The organism is Chelatococcus sp. YT9, from assembly GCF_018398315.1.
Classification (GTDB): domain Bacteria; phylum Pseudomonadota; class Alphaproteobacteria; order Rhizobiales; family Beijerinckiaceae; genus Chelatococcus.
The window spans coordinates 2,937,562-2,959,707 of sequence record NZ_JAHBRW010000001.1; the positions used below are offsets into that span (position 1 = coordinate 2,937,562).

General features: G+C 63.7%; 16 protein-coding genes and 3 pseudogenes. 11 read left to right on the top strand and 8 right to left on the bottom strand.

Annotated elements, in window-relative coordinates; genetic code table 11:
* Nucleotides 1-129: 129 nt before the first annotated feature.
* Nucleotides 130-699 (bottom strand): annotated as a pseudogene (locus tag KIO76_RS13490) (IS66 family transposase); the annotation flags it as partial.
* A gap of 96 nt (nucleotides 700-795) precedes the next feature.
* Here KIO76_RS13490 and istA point away from each other — a divergent pair.
* Together istA and istB are read left to right on the top strand one after the other, a co-directional pair.
* Entirely contained in the window at nucleotides 796-2,331 is a 1,536-nt protein-coding gene (gene istA / locus KIO76_RS13495) for an IS21 family transposase (protein WP_213320978.1), read from the top strand.
* A gap of 64 nt (nucleotides 2,332-2,395) precedes the next feature.
* Nucleotides 2,396-3,099, top strand: a pseudogene (istB, locus tag KIO76_RS13500) (IS21-like element helper ATPase IstB).
* A gap of 148 nt (nucleotides 3,100-3,247) precedes the next feature.
* On the opposite strand, the pseudogene tnpC reads toward istB, so the two are convergent.
* Nucleotides 3,248-4,291, bottom strand: a pseudogene (gene tnpC, locus KIO76_RS13505) (IS66 family transposase); the annotation flags it as partial.
* Between the two features lie 69 nt (nucleotides 4,292-4,360).
* Complete coding sequence (tnpB, locus tag KIO76_RS31360; RefSeq protein WP_283771437.1) at nucleotides 4,361-4,543, bottom strand: IS66 family insertion sequence element accessory protein TnpB; 183 nt, start codon at nucleotides 4,541-4,543, stop codon at nucleotides 4,361-4,363.
* Between the two features lie 604 nt (nucleotides 4,544-5,147).
* On the opposite strand from tnpB, the gene KIO76_RS13515 reads away from it, so the two are divergent.
* The 3 genes from KIO76_RS13515 (at nucleotide 5,148) to KIO76_RS13525 (ending at nucleotide 10,254) form a co-directional block, all read left to right on the top strand.
* Nucleotides 5,148-6,128, top strand: coding sequence for a site-specific integrase (locus KIO76_RS13515; protein ID WP_349629382.1), 981 nt, complete (start codon nucleotides 5,148-5,150; stop codon nucleotides 6,126-6,128).
* Nucleotides 6,129-6,458: 330 nt separating this feature from the next.
* Nucleotides 6,459-7,241, top strand: coding sequence for an IS5 family transposase (locus tag KIO76_RS13520; RefSeq protein ID WP_213320975.1), 783 nt, complete (start codon nucleotides 6,459-6,461; stop codon nucleotides 7,239-7,241).
* A gap of 142 nt (nucleotides 7,242-7,383) precedes the next feature.
* Nucleotides 7,384-10,254 carry an EAL domain-containing protein gene (locus KIO76_RS13525; protein ID WP_502761886.1) on the top strand — a complete coding sequence of 957 codons (2,871 nt, stop codon included), beginning with the start codon at nucleotides 7,384-7,386 and terminating at the stop codon, nucleotides 10,252-10,254.
* A 114-nt stretch (nucleotides 10,255-10,368) separates the two neighbouring features.
* Here the strand turns inward: KIO76_RS13525 and KIO76_RS13530 are convergent, their stop codons facing one another.
* Complete coding sequence (locus tag KIO76_RS13530; RefSeq protein WP_213323755.1) at nucleotides 10,369-10,980, bottom strand: YqgE/AlgH family protein; 612 nt, start codon at nucleotides 10,978-10,980, stop codon at nucleotides 10,369-10,371.
* Between the two features lie 250 nt (nucleotides 10,981-11,230).
* Here KIO76_RS13530 and KIO76_RS13535 point away from each other — a divergent pair, with 250 nt between their 5' ends.
* Together KIO76_RS13535 and KIO76_RS13540 are read left to right on the top strand one after the other, a co-directional pair.
* Nucleotides 11,231-12,097 carry a protein-disulfide reductase DsbD domain-containing protein gene (locus tag KIO76_RS13535; protein ID WP_213323756.1) on the top strand — a complete coding sequence of 289 codons (867 nt, stop codon included), beginning with the start codon at nucleotides 11,231-11,233 and terminating at the stop codon, nucleotides 12,095-12,097.
* A gap of 97 nt (nucleotides 12,098-12,194) precedes the next feature.
* Nucleotides 12,195-12,680, top strand: a complete 486-nt coding sequence (locus KIO76_RS13540) for a peroxiredoxin (protein ID WP_213323757.1) — start codon at nucleotides 12,195-12,197, stop codon at nucleotides 12,678-12,680.
* A 136-nt stretch (nucleotides 12,681-12,816) separates the two neighbouring features.
* Here KIO76_RS13540 and rnhB read toward each other — a convergent pair whose 3' ends face one another.
* The 3 genes from rnhB to KIO76_RS13555 form a co-directional block, all read right to left on the bottom strand.
* On the bottom strand, nucleotides 12,817-13,542 hold the full coding sequence (gene rnhB, locus KIO76_RS13545) for a ribonuclease HII (RefSeq protein ID WP_213323758.1): 726 nt from the start codon (nucleotides 13,540-13,542) through the stop codon (nucleotides 12,817-12,819).
* A 211-nt stretch (nucleotides 13,543-13,753) separates the two neighbouring features.
* Nucleotides 13,754-14,200 (bottom strand): VOC family protein, encoded by a 447-nt coding sequence (locus KIO76_RS13550; protein WP_213323759.1) that lies wholly within the window; start codon nucleotides 14,198-14,200, stop codon nucleotides 13,754-13,756.
* 31 nt (nucleotides 14,201-14,231) lie between these two features.
* Complete coding sequence (locus KIO76_RS13555; protein WP_213325253.1) at nucleotides 14,232-15,377, bottom strand: PA0069 family radical SAM protein; 1,146 nt, start codon at nucleotides 15,375-15,377, stop codon at nucleotides 14,232-14,234.
* A gap of 243 nt (nucleotides 15,378-15,620) precedes the next feature.
* Between KIO76_RS13555 and KIO76_RS13560 the strand changes: the two genes are divergently transcribed.
* Nucleotides 15,621-16,136: a glycosyltransferase family protein gene (locus KIO76_RS13560; protein WP_213323760.1), complete on the top strand. Its 516-nt coding sequence runs from the start codon at nucleotides 15,621-15,623 to the stop codon at nucleotides 16,134-16,136.
* 51 nt (nucleotides 16,137-16,187) lie between these two features.
* Here KIO76_RS13560 and KIO76_RS13565 read toward each other — a convergent pair whose 3' ends face one another.
* Nucleotides 16,188-17,072: a uracil-DNA glycosylase gene (locus KIO76_RS13565; RefSeq protein WP_213323761.1), complete on the bottom strand. Its 885-nt coding sequence runs from the start codon at nucleotides 17,070-17,072 to the stop codon at nucleotides 16,188-16,190.
* Nucleotides 17,073-17,481: 409 nt separating this feature from the next.
* Here KIO76_RS13565 and KIO76_RS13570 point away from each other — a divergent pair, with 409 nt between their 5' ends.
* The 3 genes from KIO76_RS13570 (at nucleotide 17,482) to KIO76_RS13580 (ending at nucleotide 22,006) form a co-directional block, all read left to right on the top strand.
* Nucleotides 17,482-19,158: an electron transfer flavoprotein-ubiquinone oxidoreductase gene (locus tag KIO76_RS13570; RefSeq protein ID WP_249729597.1), complete on the top strand. Its 1,677-nt coding sequence runs from the start codon at nucleotides 17,482-17,484 to the stop codon at nucleotides 19,156-19,158.
* Between the two features lie 115 nt (nucleotides 19,159-19,273).
* Nucleotides 19,274-21,058 carry a tetratricopeptide repeat protein gene (locus tag KIO76_RS13575; RefSeq protein ID WP_291977123.1) on the top strand — a complete coding sequence of 595 codons (1,785 nt, stop codon included), beginning with the start codon at nucleotides 19,274-19,276 and terminating at the stop codon, nucleotides 21,056-21,058.
* Between the two features lie 30 nt (nucleotides 21,059-21,088).
* Nucleotides 21,089-22,006 carry a 4-(cytidine 5'-diphospho)-2-C-methyl-D-erythritol kinase gene (locus KIO76_RS13580; RefSeq protein WP_213323762.1) on the top strand — a complete coding sequence of 306 codons (918 nt, stop codon included), beginning with the start codon at nucleotides 21,089-21,091 and terminating at the stop codon, nucleotides 22,004-22,006.
* The last annotated feature ends 140 nt before the right edge of the window (nucleotides 22,007-22,146 follow it).

The window sequence follows — 22,146 nt, forward strand, 5'->3', positions numbered from 1 at the left end:
AGAGCTTGATCACCGACGTCCTTCAGTTCCGCCTCCACCCATGCGCGATCATCAGAATGAGCAGCCGATCCCACAATCGGTTGCGCCCTCGCGTTCCAAACCTTGACAGCGGACATCAGAGCGGTGTTCTCAGGCCACGGCCTTGATCTCGGGCTCGATGATGTAGGCCCAGGGCAGGAGGTCGTCGATCTGGCTGTTGGGGTGGCCGTTGACGACCCTGGTGAGCACGTCGGCGAGATAGCCGAGCGGCTCGACAGCGTTGAGTTTGCAGGTTTCGATCAGCGACGCGACGACGGCCCAATGCTCCGCGCCGCCGTCAGAGCCTGCGAAGAGCGCGTTCTTGCGGTTGAGGGCGATCGGCCGGATGGAGCGCTCGACCACGTTGCTGTCGATCTCGATGCGGCCATCATCCAGGAACCGGGTGAGGCCTTGCCACCGCGAGAGTGCATAGCGGATCGCCTCGGCGAGCTTGGTTTTCTGGCTGATCAACACGAGCTTCTCGCGCAGCCAAGGCTCGAGTTCGGCAATGATCGGCAGGCTCTTTTCCTGGCGCAACACACGGCGTGCGTCCGCCGGCTGGCCGCGGATATCGTCCTCGATCCGATAGAGTTCAGCGATGCGCCGGAGTGCGGATTCCGACGTAATCCGGCCGGGCATTCCAACCTGAAGCCGGCCCCCGTTCCGACGTGAAGCCGGCCACCATTCCGATCAATATCCGGCCACTTTGAAGGCCTGAGCAGGAGCACCTGGGTCAGCAACTTTGGCATGACGGTCCTTTTGAACAAGGGACGCGTAATGCCGGCAAAGAGAAGGCTGACCATGAGACAACTACGACAGATGCTGCGGCTTGCCGGCGACGGAACCAGCGCCCGCGAGATCGCACAGAGGCTGGGCATCGCGCGCAGCACCGTGCAGGATAATCTGAAGCGGGCAGAAGCTTCAGGGCTGAGTTGGCCGCTACCAGGCGAACTGACCGACGACGCGCTGGAGAACCGGCTGTTCGCCCGCGCCGGGGTGAAGCAGGGTGCGCGCCGGCTGCCGGAACCGAACTGGGCAGATCTTGCTCTGGAGTTGAAGAAGCCCGGCGTCACGCTGATGCTGCTTTGGGAGGAGTACCGCGCCGTCCATGCCGGCGGCTATGGCTACAGCCGTTTCTGCGACCTGTTTCGCGGCTTCGAGAAGCGCCTGTCGCCGACGATGCGCCAAGAGCATGTCGTCGGCGACAAGGTGTTCGTGGACTATTCCGGCAAGAAGATCGCCATCATCGATCCGCTGACCGGCGAGATCCGTGAGGCGGAGATTTTCGTCGGCGTCCTGGGCGCATCCGGCTACACCTATGCGGAAGCGACCTGGACGCAGACATTGCCGGATTGGATCGGCGCGCATGTACGCATGTTCAGCTTCTTCGTCGGCGTCCCGCGCCTGATCGTGCCCGACAACCTGAAGTCCGGTGTCAATCATGCCTCCTTCTATGATCCGGAGATCAACCGCAGCTACGGCATGATGGCCTCGCACTATGGCGTCGGCGTGCTGCCGGCGCGGCCGCGTCGCCCGAAGGACAAGGCCAAGGTCGAGAACGGCGTGCGTTTTGCCCAGACCTGCATCCTCGGCCGGCTGCGGCGGCAGACATTCTTCTCGTTAGCCGAGGCCAATACCGCAATCGCCGGGGCGCTCGACCGCATCAATGACCATGTCATGCGCCGCCTTGGCGTCAGCCGTCGCCATTTGTTCGAGACGGTGGAACGGCCGGCGCTGGCGAGCCTGCCGGTGCAGGATTACGAGTTCGCCGAATGGCGCCTGGCCCGCGTCGCCACCGACTACCATGTCGAGTTCAAGACCTTCTTCTATTCCGTGCCGCACAGCCTCATTCGCCAGCAGGTCGACATCCGCGCGACCAGCAGGACGATCGAGATCTTCCATCGCGGCAAGCGCGTCGCCGTTCATCAGCGCCGCTATGGCGGACGCCGTTACGGCACCAACCCTGAGCACATGCCCAGTTCCCACCGTCGATATGCGGAGTGGACGCCGGCACGCTTCCGGCGCTGGGCCGCGTCGATCGGACCACAGACCGAGGGGCTGATCATCGCCATTCTGGCCAGCCGGCCCCATCCCGAGCAGGGGTTCCGCACCTGCCTGGGTGTTTTGCGTCTCTATCGCGATCTTCATCGTGATCGCGCCGAGGCGGTCTCGGCACGCGCCGTCGAGATCGGCGGACTGACCTGCAAGAGCATCGCCGCCCTCATCACCAACCACAAAGCCGCCCGGCCCGCCGGCAATCCCGGCGCCATCATCGACCACGCCAATCTGCGTGGTCCTGGTTACTTCCATTGAGGAGATAAAGATCATGCTGACCCATCCCACCCTCGACATGCTGCGCGACCTCGGACTGCACGGCATGGCCAAAGGCTTCCAGGATCTCGACGCGCAGCCGGAAGCGCGCGCCCTCGATCATGGCGAATGGCTCGCCATCCTGCTTGATAACGAAGCGACGCTGCGCCGTCAGAAGCGCTTCGAGGCGCGTGCCCGCGCCGCCAGGCTACGCCATGATGCGCAGGTCGAAGACGCCGACTTCCGTGCCGAACGCGGGCTCGACCGTTCCCTCTTCCTCAAGCTCGCAGGCTGCGATTGGATCCGCCAGCGTCACGGGCTCCTGATCACAGGCCCGGCCGGTGTCGGCAAGAGTTGGCTCGCCTGCGCTCTCGGCCACAAGGCCTGTCGCGAGGACTTCTCCGTCGTCTATCACCGCGCGCCACGGCTCTTCGCCTCGCTCGCTCTCGCAAGGGAGACGGTCGCTATGCCAGGATGCTGAAGGCGCTGGCCCGCACCGACCTGCTCATCCTCGACGATTGGGGGCCTGAAAAGCTCAACGACGAACAGCGCCGCGATCTCCTCGAGATCATCGAGGACCGCTATGAGCGGCGCTCGACCATCGTCACCAGCCAGGTGCCCGTCGACCATTGGTATGAGATCATCGGAAATCCCACCATCGCCGACGCCATCCTCGACCGCCTCGTGCATAACGCCTACCGCATCGAACTGACCGGCGACAGCATGCGAAAACGGCGCGCGCCAGAAAACCCGGAACCAGCTCAGACTTGACCAGAAACGAAACTCGAACCAAACCTCAACAACGACCCAGGTGATCCACAAAGGTGGCCGGCTTCAAATCGGAATCCCGGCCGGAATGAAATTGGAATGGGTGGCCGGTAATTGATCGGAATCACTGGCCGGCTTCGTCGGAATGCGCACGCCGGAGCGCCTCGCTCGCGATCGGCGCCGGGCCGGATGCGGCCAACTCATAGAAGCGCCGGCGGACATGTGCCCAACAGAAGGCAAGCGTTGCGCCGCTCTTTTCAGCCAACGTGCGATAACCGCCATAGCCATCGACCTGCAGGATTCCGCTGAAGCCGGCGAGATGGGCGATCGGCCGCTCCGCCTTGCGGTCCGACGCATAGACATAGGCGACGCCCGGTGGATCGGCTCCGTCCCATGGCCGGTCGTCGCGAGCATAGGCCCAGAGCTGCCCGGTCTTGGTTTTGCCGCGGCCGGGATCGAGCACCGGCGCCGTGGTCTCGTCGGCGAAGAGCTTCGGTGAGGTCTTCAGCTTCTCAAGCAGCCGCTCATGCACCGGACGCAGATGCCAGGCGGCACGGCCGACCCAGTCGGCGAGCGTGGAGCGGTCAAGATGGATGCCCTGCCGGGCGTAGATCTGCGCCTGGCGATAGAGCGGCAGATGATCGGCGTATTTGGAGACCAGAACCTGGGCGACCGTCGCTTCGGTTGGCAGCCCGCCCTCCACGAGGCGCGTCGGCGCCGGCGCTTGGACAACGACGTCCTCGCAGGCGCGGCAGGCGTATTTGGGCCGGCGCACCACGATCACGCGCAGCTGCGCCGGCACGATATCGAGCCGCTCGCTCACATCTTCGCCAATCCGGTGAAGCCCGTTGCGGCAACACGGGCAGGCGTGGTTATCGATGTCGACGACCATTTCGATGCGCGGAAGATGGGGCGGCAGCGCGCCACGGTTCGCCCGGCGCTTCGCAGCCTTTGCATTGCGCTCCGCGGAGGCGACCTGTTCCTTCGCTTCCTCGCCGGCGGCCTCGATCTGCTCGGCTTCTTCCAGACCCAGCAGAAGCTGGTCTTCCGGCAGCGTTTCGGCACGACGGCCAAAACGGTGGCGCTGCAATTCCTTGATGATCTGGTAGAGACGGGCGTTCTCAACATCCCGCGCCAGGACCATCGCCTTCAGCGCATCCGGATCGTCGGGAAGCTGGTCCGCCGTCATCGCCATGACAGGACCAGACCATATTTGCCCCTGCCGGGCGACAACGGAATCCCGTCTGATTCACTTCGTCGCGGATCAGCCGGCCTGGACGGGAACGCGTGTCCGCCGCGCTTCATGGACCCGCCGCCAGTCGAGCCCTTCAAGCAGCGCCGATAGCTGCGCTGCCGTCAACCGCATCACGCCGTCCTGCACTTTCGGCCAGCGGAACTCGCCATCCTCAGGCGCTTGGCGTAAAGGCAGACGCCGGTGCCGTCCCAAAGATCAGCTTTATCCGGTCCGTCCGTTTGGCACGGAAGACGTAGACCGCACCGCTGAACGGTTAGGTGGCGCGCCACCTAACCGTTCTTATGCATCGGGGAAGATTATGTGGCGGAGCCGTCCGGGCACCAGCCGGGGACCGCCAAATCTGGCATCCTCCGCCACATAACGTTTCGTACCTTTCGGGTGGGCGCGGGATTTCCCTGCGCCGGTATCCCGGAGGGTGCAACATGCTCGAGTTCTATTTTTCGTATGGTAGGGTGCTCAAGCGCCTGCGTAGCGGTGCGCTCGGTGACGAGATGGATCGTCTAGCGGAGCATTTTTCACGCTTGGTTACAAGCAAGCATCCGCCAAGATTTATCTGAGCCGGATTGCGCGTTTTAGCCAATTTGCCGCGCCGCGCTGTGGTCCGATGCCGATCCATCAAGATGTCGTTGATAGCTATTTATGCAGGTTTATTACGGATTCTCCACGCATTGGCGCAGTGTCGGCGCTGGGACACGCACGGCGAGTTGCTCCGGAGCGATTCATTGCTTCCGTTCCCAGTGTAGAAGATGATCCGGATGCTCCGCTTCTGGCCTCCTTTTCGGACTATTTGCGCAGGGTGCGAGGGCTTGAGCCGAAGTCCCGCGAAGGCGTTCTCCTGGGTGGCCGCCGCTTTCTGGATTGGTTCCGCCATCATCATTCCGGCCAAGACCTCGCTGCGCTGACGGCTGAGCACGTCCTTGCTGCTGTCGAGCATCAGCTGTCGCTATCGGCGACCTCCGGCACCCGTACGGCAGCGACTTCTCGCATCCGAACATTTCTTCGGTTTTTGCATTGGGCTGGCCACCACGACCAGGAACTTGCCCGCGTCGTCCCAGGAACGCCCCACTGGCGTTTGGCGCATTTGCCGCCGCGCCTTGCATGGGATGCCGTTCGGCACGCCATCGACGCAATCGGCGCAACGACACCCGTCGACATCCGCGATCGAGCTGTCTTGCTGCTACTCGCCACAACGGGCATTCCCAACGGCGAGCTGCGCGCCCTTCAACTTCAGGATATCGACTGGCGAACCGGCGAGATCTTTGTCCGGCGTACCAAGGGCAAGCGTGATCGGGTGGTGCCGCTCCTCGAGGAGACCGGCGCGGCACTCGCCGACTACATCCTACGCGCTCGACCGAAGGTGGACAGTCCGTATCTGTTCCTGTCCTTCACGCCGCCGGTGGGACCTTTCAAGTGCGCGTCGCCTGTTTCGAGGATCGTACGGAAGCGGTTGCAACATGGCGGAATCAAACTCGGGCGGGTCGCAGGTGCGCATCTCCTGCGCCACAGCTTGGCCACCCAGCTCGTGGGGCAGCGAAGGCCGATTAACGAGGTCGCCGATCTTCTCGGCCACCGCAGCATCAACACGACAGCGTTGTACGTGAAGGTTGCGGTCTCGCAGCTCGCCGAGGTCGCACTCCCTTTCCGGGAGGCGTCGCATGACCGCCTTTGCCCGATTCCTCGGCGAGAAGGCCGAGCGTTACATCGAACTGCGCCACTCCCTCGGCTACGCCTTCAGCAAGCAAGCCGGGACGTTGCGGGCTTTCGTCCGCTACGTTGAGCGCGCTCAGCTCGATGGGCCCGCCACTCGAACGATGGCGCTGGACTTCGCGCTGTCGTTTGGAGGAGCCGCCAACAGCCGCGCCACTCGTCACGGAGTGCTTCGCCGATTCTACGAGTATCTCGCAGTCTATGACACCCGAACCGAGGCCTTGGAGCGCAGAGCCTTCCCGAGGTCCAGGGCCGTTCCGCCGCCGCGTATTCTCAGCGAATCCGAGTTGGAATCGCTCATCGACGCATGTGGTCTCATTTCGCCAAAGATGCCTCTCAGAGGGCGTTTGGAAATTAAGGATTGCGGTGTTCCTTGCCGTCCGTTGAACGGAGGCAAGGGATGGGCGGTAGCCAGTACGTATCGAACGTGACGGATGAACAATGGTCGATTGTTGAGCCGCTACTGCCGAAAGCGAGCCGGCGCGGCCGACGACGACGGATCAGTCTTCGTGCCGTCCTGGACGCGATCTTCTATCTGCTGCGTACCGGCTGCCAATGGCGCCAACTGCCGAGAGATTTCCCTGCCTGGAACACGGTCTACTGGTACTTTCGGTCATGGCAGCGAACCGGCATCTGGGTTTGTCTGCAACGTGAACTCTACCGGCTTACCCGACTTCGGGCCGGTCGCGCGGAATGTCCGACCGTCGTGATCATGGATGGACAGTCGGTCAAGACCACCGAGGTCGGCGGAACCCGCGGTTTTGACGCCTTCAAGCGGGTGAAGGGCAGAAAGCGTCACATTCTGGTCGACACGCTCGGCCTGCCGATCGCCAACCGCGTCGAAGCTGCCGATGTTTCGGATCGGCGCGCCGGTGCCTTGCTGACAAACGGATTGCGCGCGCTCTTTCCGGCGATCACCACCATCATCGCCGACGCGGGTCATGAGAGCAAGAAACTCTCCCGCGCGCTGGCAGAACAGCAAGGTTGGCGGCTGCAGATCGTCAAGCGTCGTCAGCGCGCCTTCAAGATCACGGGCTTGACTTGGATCGTCGAGCGCAGCTTCGCCTGGCTCGGTCGCAATCGTCGGCTTAGCAAGGACTATGAGTACCGTGTACAGACGTCAGAGACGATGATCGACATCGCAGCAGCCCGCCTCATGCTCAACCGGCTCGCTCAAGGTTAATTTCCAAACGCCCTCTGAGCTCGGCCGTCACTCCACAAAATGGGGATGGCGCGTCGGTTCGCCTTGCGTAGGCTTGGCTGCACGGGTACGAGTGAACCATGAGCCGGGCGCCTATCCGCATGAGAGTTCTGCGTTGCGTGTGATCCGCGTTCTCACCCTCGTTGTCTGCGGCCTGTGGCTCGCTCTGGCGGCATCGCCCGCCAGCGCGGTGGAGGCCGTCAGGGTGACCCTCGACGCTGCGGCGGTCGATCTGACCCCGGTAGTCGAGCACTACAAGTCCGAGGGCGACCTCATCCAGATTTCAACGGCGCCGGGGCCCGACGGCATCGTGCGTCGCATCGCGGTGAAGGCGCGGGAAGGCGGCACGCGACCGGACTGGATCGTTTTCGCGCTCACCAACGACACTGATGAGCAGATCGACAGGCTGCTGGTGGCGCCGCACTACCGCCTCGTTGGTTCGGGCGTCGTCTGGCCGGACCTAGGCTCTTCCCGCATCGCCGCCATCACGGCAAGCCAGGGCATCCGGCCGGAGCGGGAAGACAGCCCGGACGCAGATATCTTCACGGTCACGCTCGATCCCGGCACCACCGTCACCTTCGTCGCCGAGCTCAACACGTCCAACCTGCCGCAGCTCTATCTCTGGGAACCGGAGGCCTACAAGCACAAGGTCAACGGGCTCACCCTCTACAAGGGCATCATCATCGGCATTGCCGGTCTTCTCGCGCTCTTTCTGACCGTCGTCTTCGTTGTGAAGGGCGCAGTGATCTTCCCGGCCGCCGCGGCGCTCGCCTGGGCAGTGCTCGCGTATGCCTGTATCGATTTCGGCTTTTTTCAGCAGATCTTTCCAATCGCCGCAGCCACGGAGCGCATCTATCGCGCGGCCGCTGAGGCGGTGCTTGCCGCGACGCTCCTGGTCTTTCTTTTCGCCTATCTCAACCTCAGTCGCTGGCACGTCCGCTACAGCCACGTCACCTTGTTCTGGCTGCTGTTCCTTGGTGCACTCGTCGGACTTGCTGTCTTCGATGCGCCCATCGCCGCCGGTGTCGCCCGCATATCGATCGCCGCCATCGCCGCCGTTGGCTTTGCGCTCGTCGTTCATCTCGCGAGCCACGGCTATGACCGTGCGGTCATGCTGATACCGGCGTGGCTCCTGCTCCTCGTCTGGGTGGCGGCCACCAGCTTCACGGTTTTAGGTGAGCTGTCGCGGGATCTCGTGCCGCCGGCGCTCATCGGCGGTCTCGTTCTCATCGTCCTGCTTATCGGCTTCACGGTCATGCAGCATGCCTTCGCCGGCGGCGCGCTCGCACAGGGCCTTGTCAGCGATAGCGAGCGAAAGGCGCTGGCGATTGCTGGATCCGGTGACATTGTCTTTGATTGGGACGTCTCCGCCGACCGCATCTTCGTGAGCAATGAGGTCGAGCAGCTTCTCTCGCTACGCCGCGGCAGTCTTGAAGGACCCGCCTCGGCCTGGCTCGATATCATCCACCCCTTCGACGCGGACCGTTACCGGGCGACGCTGGATGCCGTGCTGGAGCAGAAACGCGGTCGTATCGCGCTCGATTTCCGGCTGCGGGCCGCTAACGGGCAGTACTACTGGTTCAATCTGAAGGCCCGGCCGGTAGTCGGGAGCGATAACGAGGTCATCCGCGTCGTTGGCACGCTGAGCGATGTCACTGAGCATCGAAACGCCGAGGAGCGGTTGCTCCACGACGCGGTGCACGACAATCTCACGGGCCTGCCGAACCGTGAACTGTTCCACGATCGGCTCGACAGCGCGCTCGTGCTGAGCCGCCGTGGCGGCATGATCCGTCCCACCGTCATCGTCGTCGACATCGACCGCTTCAAGGCGGTGAACGAGTCCGTCGGCCTTTCGGCGGGGGATGCGATCCTCTTGACGCTGTCGCGCCGCCTCGGACGGCTCCTGAGGCCCCAGGACAGTCTTGCGCGCATCTCAGGCGATGAGCTTGCCGTGATCCTGGTGTCGGAACGTGAGTCCGACCGCATCATCGCCTTTGCCGACATGATCCGGCGTGCGGTGACGACGCCTGTCACCTTCGCCGAACGCGAAATCTTCCTGACGGCTTCCATCGGCATCGCCCTGCACGACTCGCAGGATGATGTGAAGGGCGAGGAAATGCTGCGCAACGCCGAGATCGCGATGATCCACGCCAAGCGTCAGGGCGGCGACCGGATCGAGGTGTTCCGGCCGGGGATGCGCGGGCAGGGCACGGACAAGCTGGCCATAGAGAGTGACCTACGCCGGGCGCTCGAGCGCGGTGAGATGAAGGTCTATTTCCAGCCGATCGTCCGGCTGGAGGATCGAACGATCGCCGGCTTCGAGACCCTTCTGCGCTGGGATCACCCGCGCCAAGGGCGGCTGATGCCCCACGACTTTATTCCCATTGCGGAAGAAAGCGGGCTGATCGCAGAGCTCGGCGCCTTCGCGCTGGAGCGCACGGCGCGCGAACTCTCCGTCTGGCAGCGCGCCCTGGAAGTGCATCCGCCGATCTTCGCCAGCGTCAACATATCGAGCCGCCAGTTGCTCCGGCACGACCTCCTGCATGACGTCAAGACGGTGCTTGCCCGAACTCCGGTCGAGCCCGGATCGCTCAAGCTCGAGCTCACCGAGAGCCTCGTCATGGAGAACCCGGAATACGCCGCTCAGATGATGTCGCGCATCCGCGATCTCGGGGCAGGGCTCTCGCTCGACGATTTCGGAACCGGCTATTCCGCGCTGTCCTATCTTCAGCGCTTTCCCTTCGACACCATCAAGATCGACCAATCGTTCGTTCGCCAGCTCGGCAATGGCACGCGGCCCGTGATCCTGCGCGCGATCATTTCGTTAGCCCATGATCTTGGTATGGAAGTGGTTGCGGAGGGCGCGGAGAATGAATCCGACGCGGTCGAACTGGCCCAGCTCGGTTGCGAATATGCCCAGGGCTTTGCCTTCGGTGAGCCGATGACGGCCCATGATGCGCGCCGCCTCGTGGGAGCGGCGCCCGAGGCCGCCTGAGACAAGCCGCAGGCGGCGCATTTCAGTGCACTAATCCAGTGTTCGTCAGAAAGTGCGCCTTCTTCGGATCTCACGCCCAATCCGAGGCTGCCCCGAGATCATGGGCGGTGGCCTTCAAGCGTGGCCGGCCTGGCCCGATAGCATACCTGGTTCGATGCCGAGATTGCGCAGGGCGAGGTCGTAACGGCTCTCGATGGATGCCCCGAAGAGCAGATCGAGGTCGGCCGGACCGTTCAGCCAGCCATTGGCCTGAATCTCGCTTTCGAGCTGACCGGGAGACCAGCCGGAATAGCCGAGCGCGAGCATGGCGCTCGAGGGCCCTTCTCCGCGGGCGATTGCCTTCAAAATGTCGACTGTTGCCGTTAGGCAGATTCCATCGTCGATCGACAAAGTCGAATTGTCGATGAAGAAGTCATCGGAATGCAGCACAAAACCGCGTCCGGTCTCCACCGGTCCGCCACGCAAAACCTGGATGTGTTCTGCTCGCGTCGGCAGCCGGATCACATCTTCGGGGGGGATGATGTCGAGTTGCACCAGGACATCGGGAAAGCTCAAGTCGGGAGCGGGGCGGTTCACGATGATACCCATGGCGCCCTCTTCTGAATGAGCGCAGACATAGATGACGCTCCGCGCGAAACGCTCGTCGCTCATTCCGGGCATGGCGATGAGCAGCTGCCCGTCGAGAAAGCCGCCCATGTCGTCGTTCGTTGGCTGCACAGATCGCATCAAGAGGTCCTTTTTCGCCTATGCTACGATCATAGGTACGGTTTTCAACGCTTTTCGCACGGGCTAGGTTGCAGGCCTTCACGCAGAATTGGCTCGTATATTGAGAATCCCGCCTTTAGAAAATCCGGCGATACCGCGTTGCCCATCTCTCCAGGCGTGGAGATCGCGTTCGAAGGCGTGGCTTGGACCATGCGAAGCCGGGAGATCTCGGCGAAAGTGGCGGGTGCATGCAAAGGATTGTGAACGGCATATGAGCAGGTTTGCCCCTCTGGCGTCTGCCTCGATCGTCTGGATAGGGCTTTCGGCAAATGCTCTGGCGCAGGATGCCGGCTGGCGCCCGGCAACAAAGGCCGCGCCTGCCCATTCCACCGTCCAGCTCGCTCCCGTGGCTGTCCCTCCTGATAGTCCCAATCGCGAGGTCATCATCGATATCGCGCTCCAGCCCGGCTACAAAACGTACTGGCGGACTCCGGGCGATTCGGGGGTCCCACCGACCTTCGATTGGTCGAAATCCGAGAATCTGGGTTCCGTGACGATCAAGTGGCCGGCTCCGAAATGGTTCTTCGACGGCAGCGGTTATGCGATCGGCTATGGCGGCCGCGCCCGCTTTCCCGTTTCGGTGGTGGCGCAGGACAAGGACAAGCCGCTCGTCCTGAAGCTCAATCTCGACTATGCCGTGTGCAAGGAGATCTGCATTCCGGCGAAGGCGGAGGTGAGCCTTCGCCTTCCTGCGGCCGGCGAGGCCGTGTCACTGCCTCTGGCGGACCCCTTCGCGGGGAACATTCCACGCAGAGTGGGCCTTGGCGAGGCGGTCGACGGCATCTCGATCACGGTCGTCGAAGGCCCTGTAAAGGCCTTGGTCGTCAAGGCGCGTCTTCCGCATCAGGACGGTGGTGCCGTGGAGGGCAACCTCTTCGTGGAGGGGCCGGAGGGTTGGCTCTTCGGGAGGCCAGAGCGCGAGGCGCTGGAGGGCGACGAGGTCCGCTTCAGGGTGCCATTGAGCGACAAGCCGAAACACATCTCCGCGACGAAGATTCCATTGCTGCTGACCCTTGTCGCCGCAGGCCGGTCCATCGAGGTGGTCTCCGACCTCGACGTCAGCGCCATTGCGCGTTAACTGATGATCCAGCGCAGCTCGCGTGCTGGGTCCCGCGTTGTGCATGGGGCCGCTTTCTTACGGCCCACCAGGGCATCATCCTCAGGAGTTCCAAGACATGGCCATCAAAGTCGGCGATCCGCTACCCCAGGTGACCTTCCGCATCCCCACGTCGGATGGTCCGGCGGCCAAGTCCACGGATGATCTTTTCAAGGGACGGCGAGTCGTGCTGTTTGCCGTGCCGGGCGCCTTCACGCCCACCTGCAACAACAATCATCTGCCGGGCTTTCTGGCCAAGGCTTCAGAGATCAAGGCGAAGGGCATCGACGCCATTCTTGTCACCGGCGTGAACGACGTCTTCGTGATGGGCGCCTGGGCGAAGGCGACGGGCGCCGAAGGCACTATCGAATTCTTGTCGGATGGCAGCGCGGAATTCGCGACCGCTATCGGGCTCGCCTTTGATGGCAAGGGCTTCGGTCTCGGCACCCGCTCCCAGCGCTACTCGATGGTCGTGAACGACGGTGTCGTCGAGCAGCTCAATGTCGAGGAAACGGCTAGCAAGGCCGAGACTTCCGGTGCAGAGGCGCTGCTCGCCCAGCTCTGAGGCGTCGGCCTTCGTTGTCCGAAGGGCCGCGCACGGCTCGTAGCACTGGATCTTGCGCCTCCGGACTTCGCCCGGGGGCATTCTCTTGGTCCGGGCATTTTCTCGCGGGACGCCCCAGGCTTGACGTTGGACGGCGCTAAACGGCCAGTGCGGCGAGAGATAAGGCCTCGGTCTCCGCATCGGAGGAAGGCTTGAGCGGTGCGAAGCTCATCCGGTGGAACGGGCAGGGACCGTGGGTCGCGATGGCGGCGCGATGCTCTGCCGTCGCGTAGCCTTTATGGCGGGAGAAACCATAGGCCGGATAGCGGCCGCATAGCCGCTTCATCATGCGATCGCGCGTGACCTTGGCGACAATCGCCGCGGCGGCGATCGACACGACATTGGCGTCGCCTTTGACGACAGCCTCGACCTCACAGGGAGCAGGTGGGCGATCAATGCCGTCGACCAGCGCCACCATGGGCGCTACCGGGAGCGCGGCTAGCGCGCGAGACATGGCGCTGAGCGTCGCCTGGCGAATATTCATCACGTCGATGCCGCTTGCTGAGACGCTGGCGATGCCGACGTGGCTCGTTGTGACGATGATGTCGTGCAGGCGCTCGCGTTCCGCGGCATCCAATATCTTCGAATCGGCCAAGCCGTCGGGAATATGGTCGGGGTCGAGAATGACGGCTGCGACCACCACGGGCCCCGCCAGCGGCCCGCGACCCACCTCATCGACCCCGGCCACAGGCCACAGCCCCCGGGTCCGCAAGCGCGATTCGCGATCATAGGTCGGTCCGTCCGGCATGACGAGCGGCAGGGTGATGCTGTCGGGGGTCACGGGTTGAACAGCGGACGAATCGGAGCGACGGGGACGTTTCATGCCGCCATGGTGCGCGCTACGCCCTAAGTCTCAAGCATAAAATCCCCGAACTGCTGAGCAAAAATGCCGCTGAGCGGAGTGGCAAGGAAAACGGCCGCCCATAAAGGCGAGCCGCAAGGCTGAACAGTCCCGATCAGTCCCAAGCCAAGCGGAGCCACACGGACCGGGCCAAACGGAGGCTTGGCGTAGATCGCCGCGAAGCGAGCTGCCCTCAGGCCGGCAACGCAACGAGCCCCCGCTCATCCAGCGGAAAATAGGGATTGTAGGCGACCTCCCAGGGATGGCCATCGGGATCGGCGAAATAGCCGGAATAGCCGCCCCAGAACGTCTTCGCCGGTTTCTTCAGAAGGAGGCCACCTGCCGCGACGGCGTTGTCGACGGCTAGGTCCACGTCCTTCTCGCTCGCGAGATTCTGGGCGAGCGCGAAACCGCCGAAACCCGGTGGCGTCGGTGCAAGGCCTGCATCTTCCGCCAACCGCTCGCGCGACCAGACAGCGAGGACCAGATTATCGAGCGCGAAGAAGCTCACATCGTCCGTGCTCGCTTCTTCCGACCGGCGCCAGCCCAGCCGCTGATAGAAGCTTGTGCTGCGCGCGATATCACTGACCCCCAGCGTAATCAGGCTTACCTTCGGGGCGAGCTGTTTCGGCGATGTCATCATGTCCTCCGCGCATTTTAGCGGCCCTCGATCAGAACAGACTGAGTTGCTCCGTCGCCGCTTTCGGCGGCGTGAACAGATCGGTCCGCAGCCGCCTGCGCTGCTTGTTGAAACCGATCTTCGACGCCGCGACCTCGAAGCGTCGACCGATCATCCAGGCGTAGGGTCCGCTGCCGACCATGCGATCGCCCCAGCGCGCGTCATATTCCTTGCCGTTGCGCGTGGACCTTACGAGCGACAATACATGGCGCGCTTTCCCGGGATGATTGGCGATAAGCCAGTCGCTGACGATATCCTTGATTTCAAGGGGCAGGCGCAACAGTACATAGCCGGCCTCACGGGCCCCGGCCGCGTGGGTGCGCTCCAGGATGGCCTCGATTTCCGCCTCGTTGATGGCGGGAATGATGGGCGCGACGAGAACTGTGACCGGTATCCCGGCGGCAGCCAGGCGTTCGATCGTCTCGAGGCGCTTCGATGGCGTAGCGGCGCGGGGCTCCATGCTACGGGCGAGTTTTGAATCGAGGGTCGTCACCGAGATGGCGACCTTGGCGAGCCCCTTCGCCGCCATTGGCGCGAGGATGTCGATATCGCGTGTGACGAGGGCTGATTTCGTGACGATGCCGACGGGATGATTCGTCTCGGCCAGCACCTCGAGGACGCTCCGCATGATGCCGTATTGCCGTTCGATCGGCTGGTAGGGATCGGTATTGGTGCCGATCGCCAGCGTCTGGGGCTGGTAGCCTGTCGCTGCCAGCTCCCGCTTCAGGAGGGTCGCTGCTTCCGGCTTTGCGAAGAGCTTCGATTCGAAATCGAGGCCGGGTGACAAGCCCATATAGGCATGCGTCGGTCGCGCGAAGCAGTAGACACAGCCGTGCTCGCAACCCCGATAAGGGTTGATCGAACGGTCGAACGAGATGTCGGGCGAATTGTTGCGCGTGATGATTCGCCGTGCCTTTTCAATGCCCACCTCGGTCTTGAAGGGCGGCAGTTCGTCGATCGTGCCCCAGCCGTCGTCGACATCCTCGCGCTGAATGGGCTCGTAACGCGCTGCGGGATTTGTCACCGCGCCGCGTCCGCGACGGCGCTCGCGCTCGATGGCTTGGTCGTGCTGGCCGGGCAGGGCGCTGAACGCCGGGTCCCGGCGTTCCAACTCCTCCTGCGAGGGTTCGCGCGGCATCACACGAGGCTTGCGTGAGGGTCGCTTCGCCCGCGCCGCTAGTTCCTCGGGCAGCGGCGATTGGACACGCGCGCTGGCAGTCGATGAAAGGCCCTTGATCAAGGCTCGCTGAGCCATGATGATCCCTCTATGACTTCAATCTATAATCCCCAGTATGAGAACAAATAGCGAACATTGCAAGCTGAGCCGTGTGCGTTTCGCGAGCTCGTTCGGCAGCGTGCCCCGTATCCTCAGGTCGTCGGAATGATTTCGGCGGTGATTCGCGCGGAGGGCGACGTCGAGGCGCTCGCGTTTACGCTTGCAGCGCTCGTTCCCGCCGTCGCTGAGGGCGTTCTTCGCGATGCCGTGATCGTCGATGGCGGTAGTGATCCGCAGGTACGAGACCTCGCAGAGGCTGCGGGCACCGCTTATGCGACTTGGCGTGACGGCGGTGCTTCAAGGGGTAGCGCGTGGCTGGCCGGTGCTGACGCTGCGCGCGGGCCCTGGTTCCTGCTGCTGACCGCTGGCGACGTGCCGGGGCCTAACTGGATCCCGGCAGCAGATCGTTTCATCCGTTCCGCGGGTAGTGATGGTTCCGCGCTGTTCGACAGCGAGACCGGAGGAATATGGAGGCTGGCCAAGGGCCTGATGAGCGGGGCCAAGCGACGGCGCTACCTGGCGAGCGGCATGATCGTGCCGCGCAGCGCGATTGAGCAGGGCTATGCCGCTGCCTCGAGGATGCAGCGGTTGCCAGTCGGCTTGCAACGACACACCGCTTGATCGCCTCTCATCGGCGCCCTCGGCCAAGCTCGTCCGGCCAAGCTCGGCCGGTTAAGCCTGCGACGCTTGCAGTGAATCGAGCGTGCTGCGCAGGGCGCGGAAATCGCGCCACGCGAGCTTCTTCTGCAGAGGCTGGCGCAGCAGATAGGCGGGGTGCAAGGTGGCAAGCGCGCGGATCGCGCGGGTGCCGGTGTGGTATTCGACCCATTTGCCGCGGCTGCGCAGGATACCCTCCTTGATTGCGAGGAGCGCCTGTGCCGACGGACCCCCGAGGCAAACCAATATATCGGGATCGCAGAGCTCGATCTGCCGCTCGATAAACGGCCGGCAGATGGCGGCTTCCTGAGGCGTCGGCGTGCGGTTTCCCGGTGGCCGCCAGGGCACGATATTGGCGATATAGACGCTTTGCCGATCGAGCCCGATGGCCGCGAGCATGCGGTCCAGAAGCTGGCCGGACCGACCGACAAAGGGCAGGCCCTGGAGGTCTTCCTCGCGGCCGGGCGCTTCGCCGACCAGCATGACACGCGCCGAGGGATTGCCGTCCGCAAAAACGAGAGATTTTGCCGTGCGCTTGAGCGCGCAGGCCTCGAAGGCGGCCAGTCGGTCACGCAGTTCGTCAATGGTGCGCGCGCCCCGGGCTGCGCTCCGGGCTGATAGGGCCGCTTCGTCGGCTGTTTCCGCACCCTGCGGAAACGCCGATACAGCGGCACCCCTGGGTGGTTCCGCCGGTGCTCGTGATACGACGGCACGCTCGGGCGCCGGCGGGCGATCGTCCTCGACCCTGCGGGCGCGCTGTTCCGTGCGCGCGGCCGCCTCCGCCGCCGTATCTGCAAACCGGTCGTGCGGCTCCTCGTCGAGCGCGAAGTCGATGCCGGCTTCGACATAAAAGTCGAGCAACGCCTCGAGCGCCCGGGCATCGTAAGTATCGAAGGTCATGCCTGATGATACGTCGGTGTCCGCCGCCGGCCAAGAAGCGATCGCCGCAGATTGGCTTCGTCAAGGAAGGGTCCCATCGCGAGATCCACGGCATGAGGCATTCAGTCGCAGTTTGCGCGGTCGGGCTGCCACTTTGCGAGAAGCCCGCCCGCTATGCTTTTGAAAGACTCGAAACTATGCGAGTTCTCGGGTGGGGACGTGTTGCGAAGGCAATGGCGTCACCTGTCGGGGCCAACATGAGCCGATTTTATCCGATTTGCTCATGAGGTCATGCGTCAAGTGATTGAAGTTATTTGTTGTTCCGTCGAAAGCTGCCCGCTAGAGAGGCAATGCGGGATCTCGATTGAACTGAACCAGGCTGGATGGGGTCGACGAACCACATCCGCAACGAAGAGCGAGGAACGGACGCATGGAGCTGCCCGAGCGCGAGGGAATGGACTACGACGTCGTCATCGTGGGCGCCGGCCCGGCGGGACTGGCGGCAGCCATTCGTTTGAAGCAGCTCGCGGCCGAAAAGGGCCATGAGGTTTCCGTCGTCGTCGTGGAAAAAGGCTCCGAGGTCGGCGCCCATATCCTGTCCGGCGCCGTGATCGACCCTATTGGTCTCGACAAGCTCCTGCCCGGTTGGCGAGAGGATCCGGAGCGGCCGCTGACCACTGAGGTGACGGCCGACAAATTCTATTATCTCGGTCCGGCCGGTGGCGTGCGGCTGCCGAATTTCGCCATGCCGCGGCTGATGAACAATCACGGTAATTTCGTCGGCTCGCTCGGCAATGTCGCGCGTTATTTGGCTGCCCAGGCGGAAGCGCTCGGCGTCGAGATCTATCCCGGGTTCGCCGCGACCGAGATCCTGTACGGGGAAAACGGCGAGGTCACCGGTATTGCCACCGGCGACATGGGGGTCGGCCGCGATGGTGAGCCGAAGGCCGACTATACCAGGGGCATGGAACTCAGGGGCCGTTACACGCTGTTCGCGGAGGGTGCGCGCGGAAGTCTCACCAAGCAGCTCCTGAAGCGCTTCGGCCTCGATGAGGGTCGCGATCCGCAGAAGTTCGGCATCGGCTTGAAGGAATTGTGGCAGGTGAAGCCGGAGCGCTTCCAGCCCGGCCTCGTACAGCATTCCTTTGGCTGGCCGCTCGACAACAGCACTGGCGGCGGCTCCTTCCTCTACCATTTCGACGATCATTTCGTGACGGTCGGCTTCGTGGTGCATCTCAACTACCAGAACCCGACACTGTCGCCCTTCGATGAATTCCAGCGGTTCAAGACACATCCCTTCATTCGTGAGGTGTTCGAGGGCGGCAAGCGGATCGCCTATGGCTCACGTGCCATCACCGAGGGGGGCTGGCAATCCGTGCCGAAGCTCACCTTCAAGGGCGGCGCGCTCATAGGCTGCGCCGCGGGCTTCGTCAATGTTCCGCGTATCAAGGGCAGCCATAACGCCGTGCTGTCCGGCATCCAGGCCGCCGACGAGGCTTTCGCCGCGCTGGCGGATGGTCGTGGTGGGGATGAGCTCGCCGGATACGAGAACGGCTGGCGCACATCGGCTATCGGGCGTGATCTCAAGCTCGTGCGCAACGTCAAGCCGCTATGGTCGCGCTTCGGTACGATGATGGGCGTGGCGCTCGGCGGCGTCGACATGTGGACGAACGAGCTCTTCGGCTTCTCGGCCTTCGGCACGCTGAAGCATGGCAAGCCCGACTATGCCACCCTGAAGCCGATCGACCAGGTCAAGCCGATTACCTATCCGCGGCCGGACGGGGTCGTCTCGTTCGACAAGCTGTCATCGGTGTTCCTGTCTAACACCAACCATGCGGAAGACCAGCCGGTCCATCTCAAGCTGGCCGACCCCGGCATCCCCGTAAACTCCAACCTGCCGCTCTATGGCGAGCCCGCGCGGCTCTATTGTCCGGCAGGCGTTTACGAAGTGGTCTATGATGACGAAGCGAACCGCAAAGACCCGCGCTTCGTGATCAACGCGCAGAACTGCGTGCACTGCAAAACCTGCGACATCAAGGACCCGGCGCAGAATATCACCTGGGTTCCGCCCGAAGGCGGCGGTGGCCCTAATTACCCCAACATGTGATGACAAAAGGGACGGGAGCGACAGCACGGCGCCTTGCCCCCACCCGCCAAAATCGTCATGCTGCTCGCGTCATAGAGTCCCGAGCCCATTGGGCGTCCGATTTCGGAAAAGTCACGTGATCAGATCGTCGGCGCGTCGGCGCCTTGCTGTCATTGCTTCCCTTCTTGTCGCGAGTGCGGTGGCCGTGCCGCTGCCGGTATCGGCCGCCCGGTCAGCCGAGAAACCGGTTGTCGCGATCGAGTTTCCCGAGGCGCAAAGCCTGGAGGGCAATTTTCTCGCCGCGATCGTCGCGGGGTCAGCGCGGGATACCGGTGCGGCTGCCGTGTATTTCCGCGAAGCCCTGCGGGATGATCCGCGCAATGCGGAACTCGTCGAGCGTGCCTTCGTCGCGTTCCTGGCCGATGGAGACATGCCGGAGGCCTTTCGCGCTGCTCAGCAGATCGTGAAGCGTGAGCCGAACAATGGGTTGGCCCGGCTGGCATTGGGCGTGAAGGCGCTCGAGGCCAAGCAATATACGACCGCGCGGCGCGAACTCATGCGCGGCGGCCGTGGTTATGCCAATGACATTACGGCAACGCTCCTCTCGGCCTGGGCCTGGGCGGGTTCCGGCAACCTGAAGCGGGCACTCGAGACTGTCGACCGCCTGAAGGGCGAAAGCTCCTACAATGTGTTCCGCGACTATCACGCCGGCCTGATCGCCGCCATGCGCGGCAATCCGAAGGAAGCCGAGAGCCGGCTGTCGGCTTCCTACAATGCGGAGCGCACGACACTGCGGGTTGTCGATGCCTACGGGCGGCTGGAAGCTGGCCAGGGCCGCAAGGACAACGCCGTTGCCGCCTATGAAGCTTTCGAGAAGCTGATGCCGCGCCATCCGGTGGTGCGCGCAGCCCTCAAGGACCTCAACGCTGGCAAGGCGCTGAAGCCGCTGGTGGTGACGCCGCAGCAAGGCGCCGCGGAAGTGCTCTATGGCCTGGGTGCGGCGGGCAATAGCCAGGGTGATGAAGTCGCCGCGATGATCTATCTGCGGCTCGCCCTTTTCCTCGACCCGAATCACGATCTCGCAAAGATCACGCTCGGCGACATCCTGGAACGACTGAAGCAGTATGAGCAGGCCATCGAGGTCTACAAGTCCTTGCCTGCTGATTCGCCTCTGAAGCCCCACGGCGAGGTGCAGGTCGCTCTGTCCCTCGACGCCCTCGATAAGACCGATGAGGCCATCGCTTATCTGAAGGCGGACGTGGAGCGTAATCCGACCGATGTGGAAGGGCTGGCGGCTCTCGGCAGCATTCTGCAGAAGCGCAAGCGCTTCGCTGAGTCGGCGGAGGTCTACTCCAAGGCAATCGAGCAGATAGGCACGCCGGAGACTGGAAACTGGCCGCTCTTCTATTCTCGCGGCATTGGTTACGAGCGCTCGAAGCAGTGGCCCAAGGCGGAAGCCGATTTCAAGAAAGCTTTGCAGCTCGCTCCCGAATCAATCGGGCGGGATCGTGCGCTCATCCTGAACTATCTGGCTTATTCCTGGGTGGATCAGGGCATCAACATCGACGAGGCCTTCCAGATGCTGAAGCGTGCGGTGGAGCTGCGCCCGCGCGACGGCTATATCGTCGATAGTCTCGGCTGGGCCTATTACCGCCTCGGGCGCTATGACGACGCAGTCCGCGAGCTCGAGAAGGCGATCGACCTGAGGCCTGCGGATCCCACCATCAATGACCATCTCGGCGACGCCTATTGGAAGGTGGGCCGGCGGCTCGAGGCGAAGTTCCAGTGGAACCACGCCCGGGATCTCAATCCCGAACCCGAGGATCTCACGAAGATCCTGAAGAAGATTGAGAATGGGCTGCCGGACGATGAAAAACCGGCTGCCGCCGAGGCGCCGAAGACGGACAAGAACGGCGGCTGACGCCGCCGTTCCGGCGTCGCGGTCTCTGTGATGGCAGCGCGTGGCGAGATCAGCCGCGGGAATGGCCGGCTGGAAACGCGCGCGCCGGCCAAGATCAACCTGACCTTGCATGTGACCGGCCGCCGCGCGGACGGCTATCACGCACTGGAAAGCCTCGTGGTCTTCGCCGGTGTGGGCGATCACCTCTCGTTCACGCCGGAGGACGAACTCGCTCTTAGCCTGAGTGGTCCGCGCGCCGCCGGCATCGGCAACGGCGCGGACAATCTGGTGCTGAAGGCCGCCCGCGCGCTCGCCGAACGGGTTCCCGGGCTTGTCCTCGGCCGTTTTCACCTTGCCAAGCGGCTACCGATCGCCTCCGGCATTGGGGGCGGCTCCGCCGACGCGGCGGCGGCGCTGAGGCTGATCGCGACGCACAATGGGCTTCAGTTGTCGGACGATCGCCTGATGGCGGCCGCCCGTGCCACGGGTGCCGATGTGCCGGTCTGCCTCGGCAGCGAGGCGCGGATGATGAGCGGGGCAGGAGAGGATCTCGGGCCGCCGCTCGCCCTGCCGCCGTTGTTTGCGGTCATGGTCAATCCGGGTGTCGCGGTCGAGACGGCGTCCGTGTTTCGCGGCCTCGGCCTCAAGCCCGGGGAACTGCGTTGCGGCGCGACGCATCCCGATCTCGCCGCGGCGACATGCGGGGCGACAAACGCGCGCGCCGAACTCGGGGCGGCCCTGCTCGCCGCTCGCAACGATCTCGAGCCACCGGCGCGGGTCGTGGCTCCGATCATCGATGTTGTCATGAATCAGCTCCGCGCCCAGCGCGGCTGCTGGCTCACCCGGATGTCCGGCTCCGGCGCCACGGTTTTCGGCCTGTTCGATGACTGCCACGCCGCGGCTGCGGCGCGCCAAGCTATCGCCGCGGCCGAACCCGGCTGGTGGGTGAAGGCAACGGTGTTCCGGTAGTTTCCCTTTGGGCTTCCGCTCCACCGCCCCTATTCCTCCCGCAACGAGGGGGAGGGCTGCCAGGTCGAGCATTGTGGACGAGCGACACTGCATCGTGGAAGTTTGTGGCGGCGCCATACGCGCGCCGCCTCCGTAGGGAG

What these genes read in the sequence shown, in the direction of transcription:
- KIO76_RS13540 (WP_213323757.1), top strand. Translation starts at nt 12,195, where the DNA reads ATGGCCATCAAAGTCGGCGATCCGCTACCCCAGGTGACCTTCCGCATC.
- KIO76_RS13520 (WP_213320975.1), top strand. Translation starts at nt 6,459, where the DNA reads ATGGGCGGTAGCCAGTACGTATCGAACGTGACGGATGAACAATGGTCG.
- KIO76_RS13580 (WP_213323762.1), top strand. Translation starts at nt 21,089, where the DNA reads ATGGCAGCGCGTGGCGAGATCAGCCGCGGGAATGGCCGGCTGGAAACG.
- KIO76_RS13555 (WP_213325253.1), bottom strand. Translation starts at nt 15,377, where the DNA reads ATGCCGCGCGAACCCTCGCAGGAGGAGTTGGAACGCCGGGACCCGGCG.
- KIO76_RS13535 (WP_213323756.1), top strand. Translation starts at nt 11,231, where the DNA reads ATGAGCAGGTTTGCCCCTCTGGCGTCTGCCTCGATCGTCTGGATAGGG.
- KIO76_RS13530 (WP_213323755.1), bottom strand. Translation starts at nt 10,980, where the DNA reads ATGCGATCTGTGCAGCCAACGAACGACGACATGGGCGGCTTTCTCGAC.
- rnhB (WP_213323758.1), bottom strand. Translation starts at nt 13,542, where the DNA reads ATGAAACGTCCCCGTCGCTCCGATTCGTCCGCTGTTCAACCCGTGACC.
- KIO76_RS13550 (WP_213323759.1), bottom strand. Translation starts at nt 14,200, where the DNA reads ATGACATCGCCGAAACAGCTCGCCCCGAAGGTAAGCCTGATTACGCTG.
- istA (WP_213320978.1), top strand. Translation starts at nt 796, where the DNA reads ATGCCGGCAAAGAGAAGGCTGACCATGAGACAACTACGACAGATGCTG.
- KIO76_RS13565 (WP_213323761.1), bottom strand. Translation starts at nt 17,072, where the DNA reads ATGACCTTCGATACTTACGATGCCCGGGCGCTCGAGGCGTTGCTCGAC.
- KIO76_RS13570 (WP_249729597.1), top strand. Translation starts at nt 17,482, where the DNA reads ATGGAGCTGCCCGAGCGCGAGGGAATGGACTACGACGTCGTCATCGTG.
- KIO76_RS13560 (WP_213323760.1), top strand. Translation starts at nt 15,621, where the DNA reads ATGATTTCGGCGGTGATTCGCGCGGAGGGCGACGTCGAGGCGCTCGCG.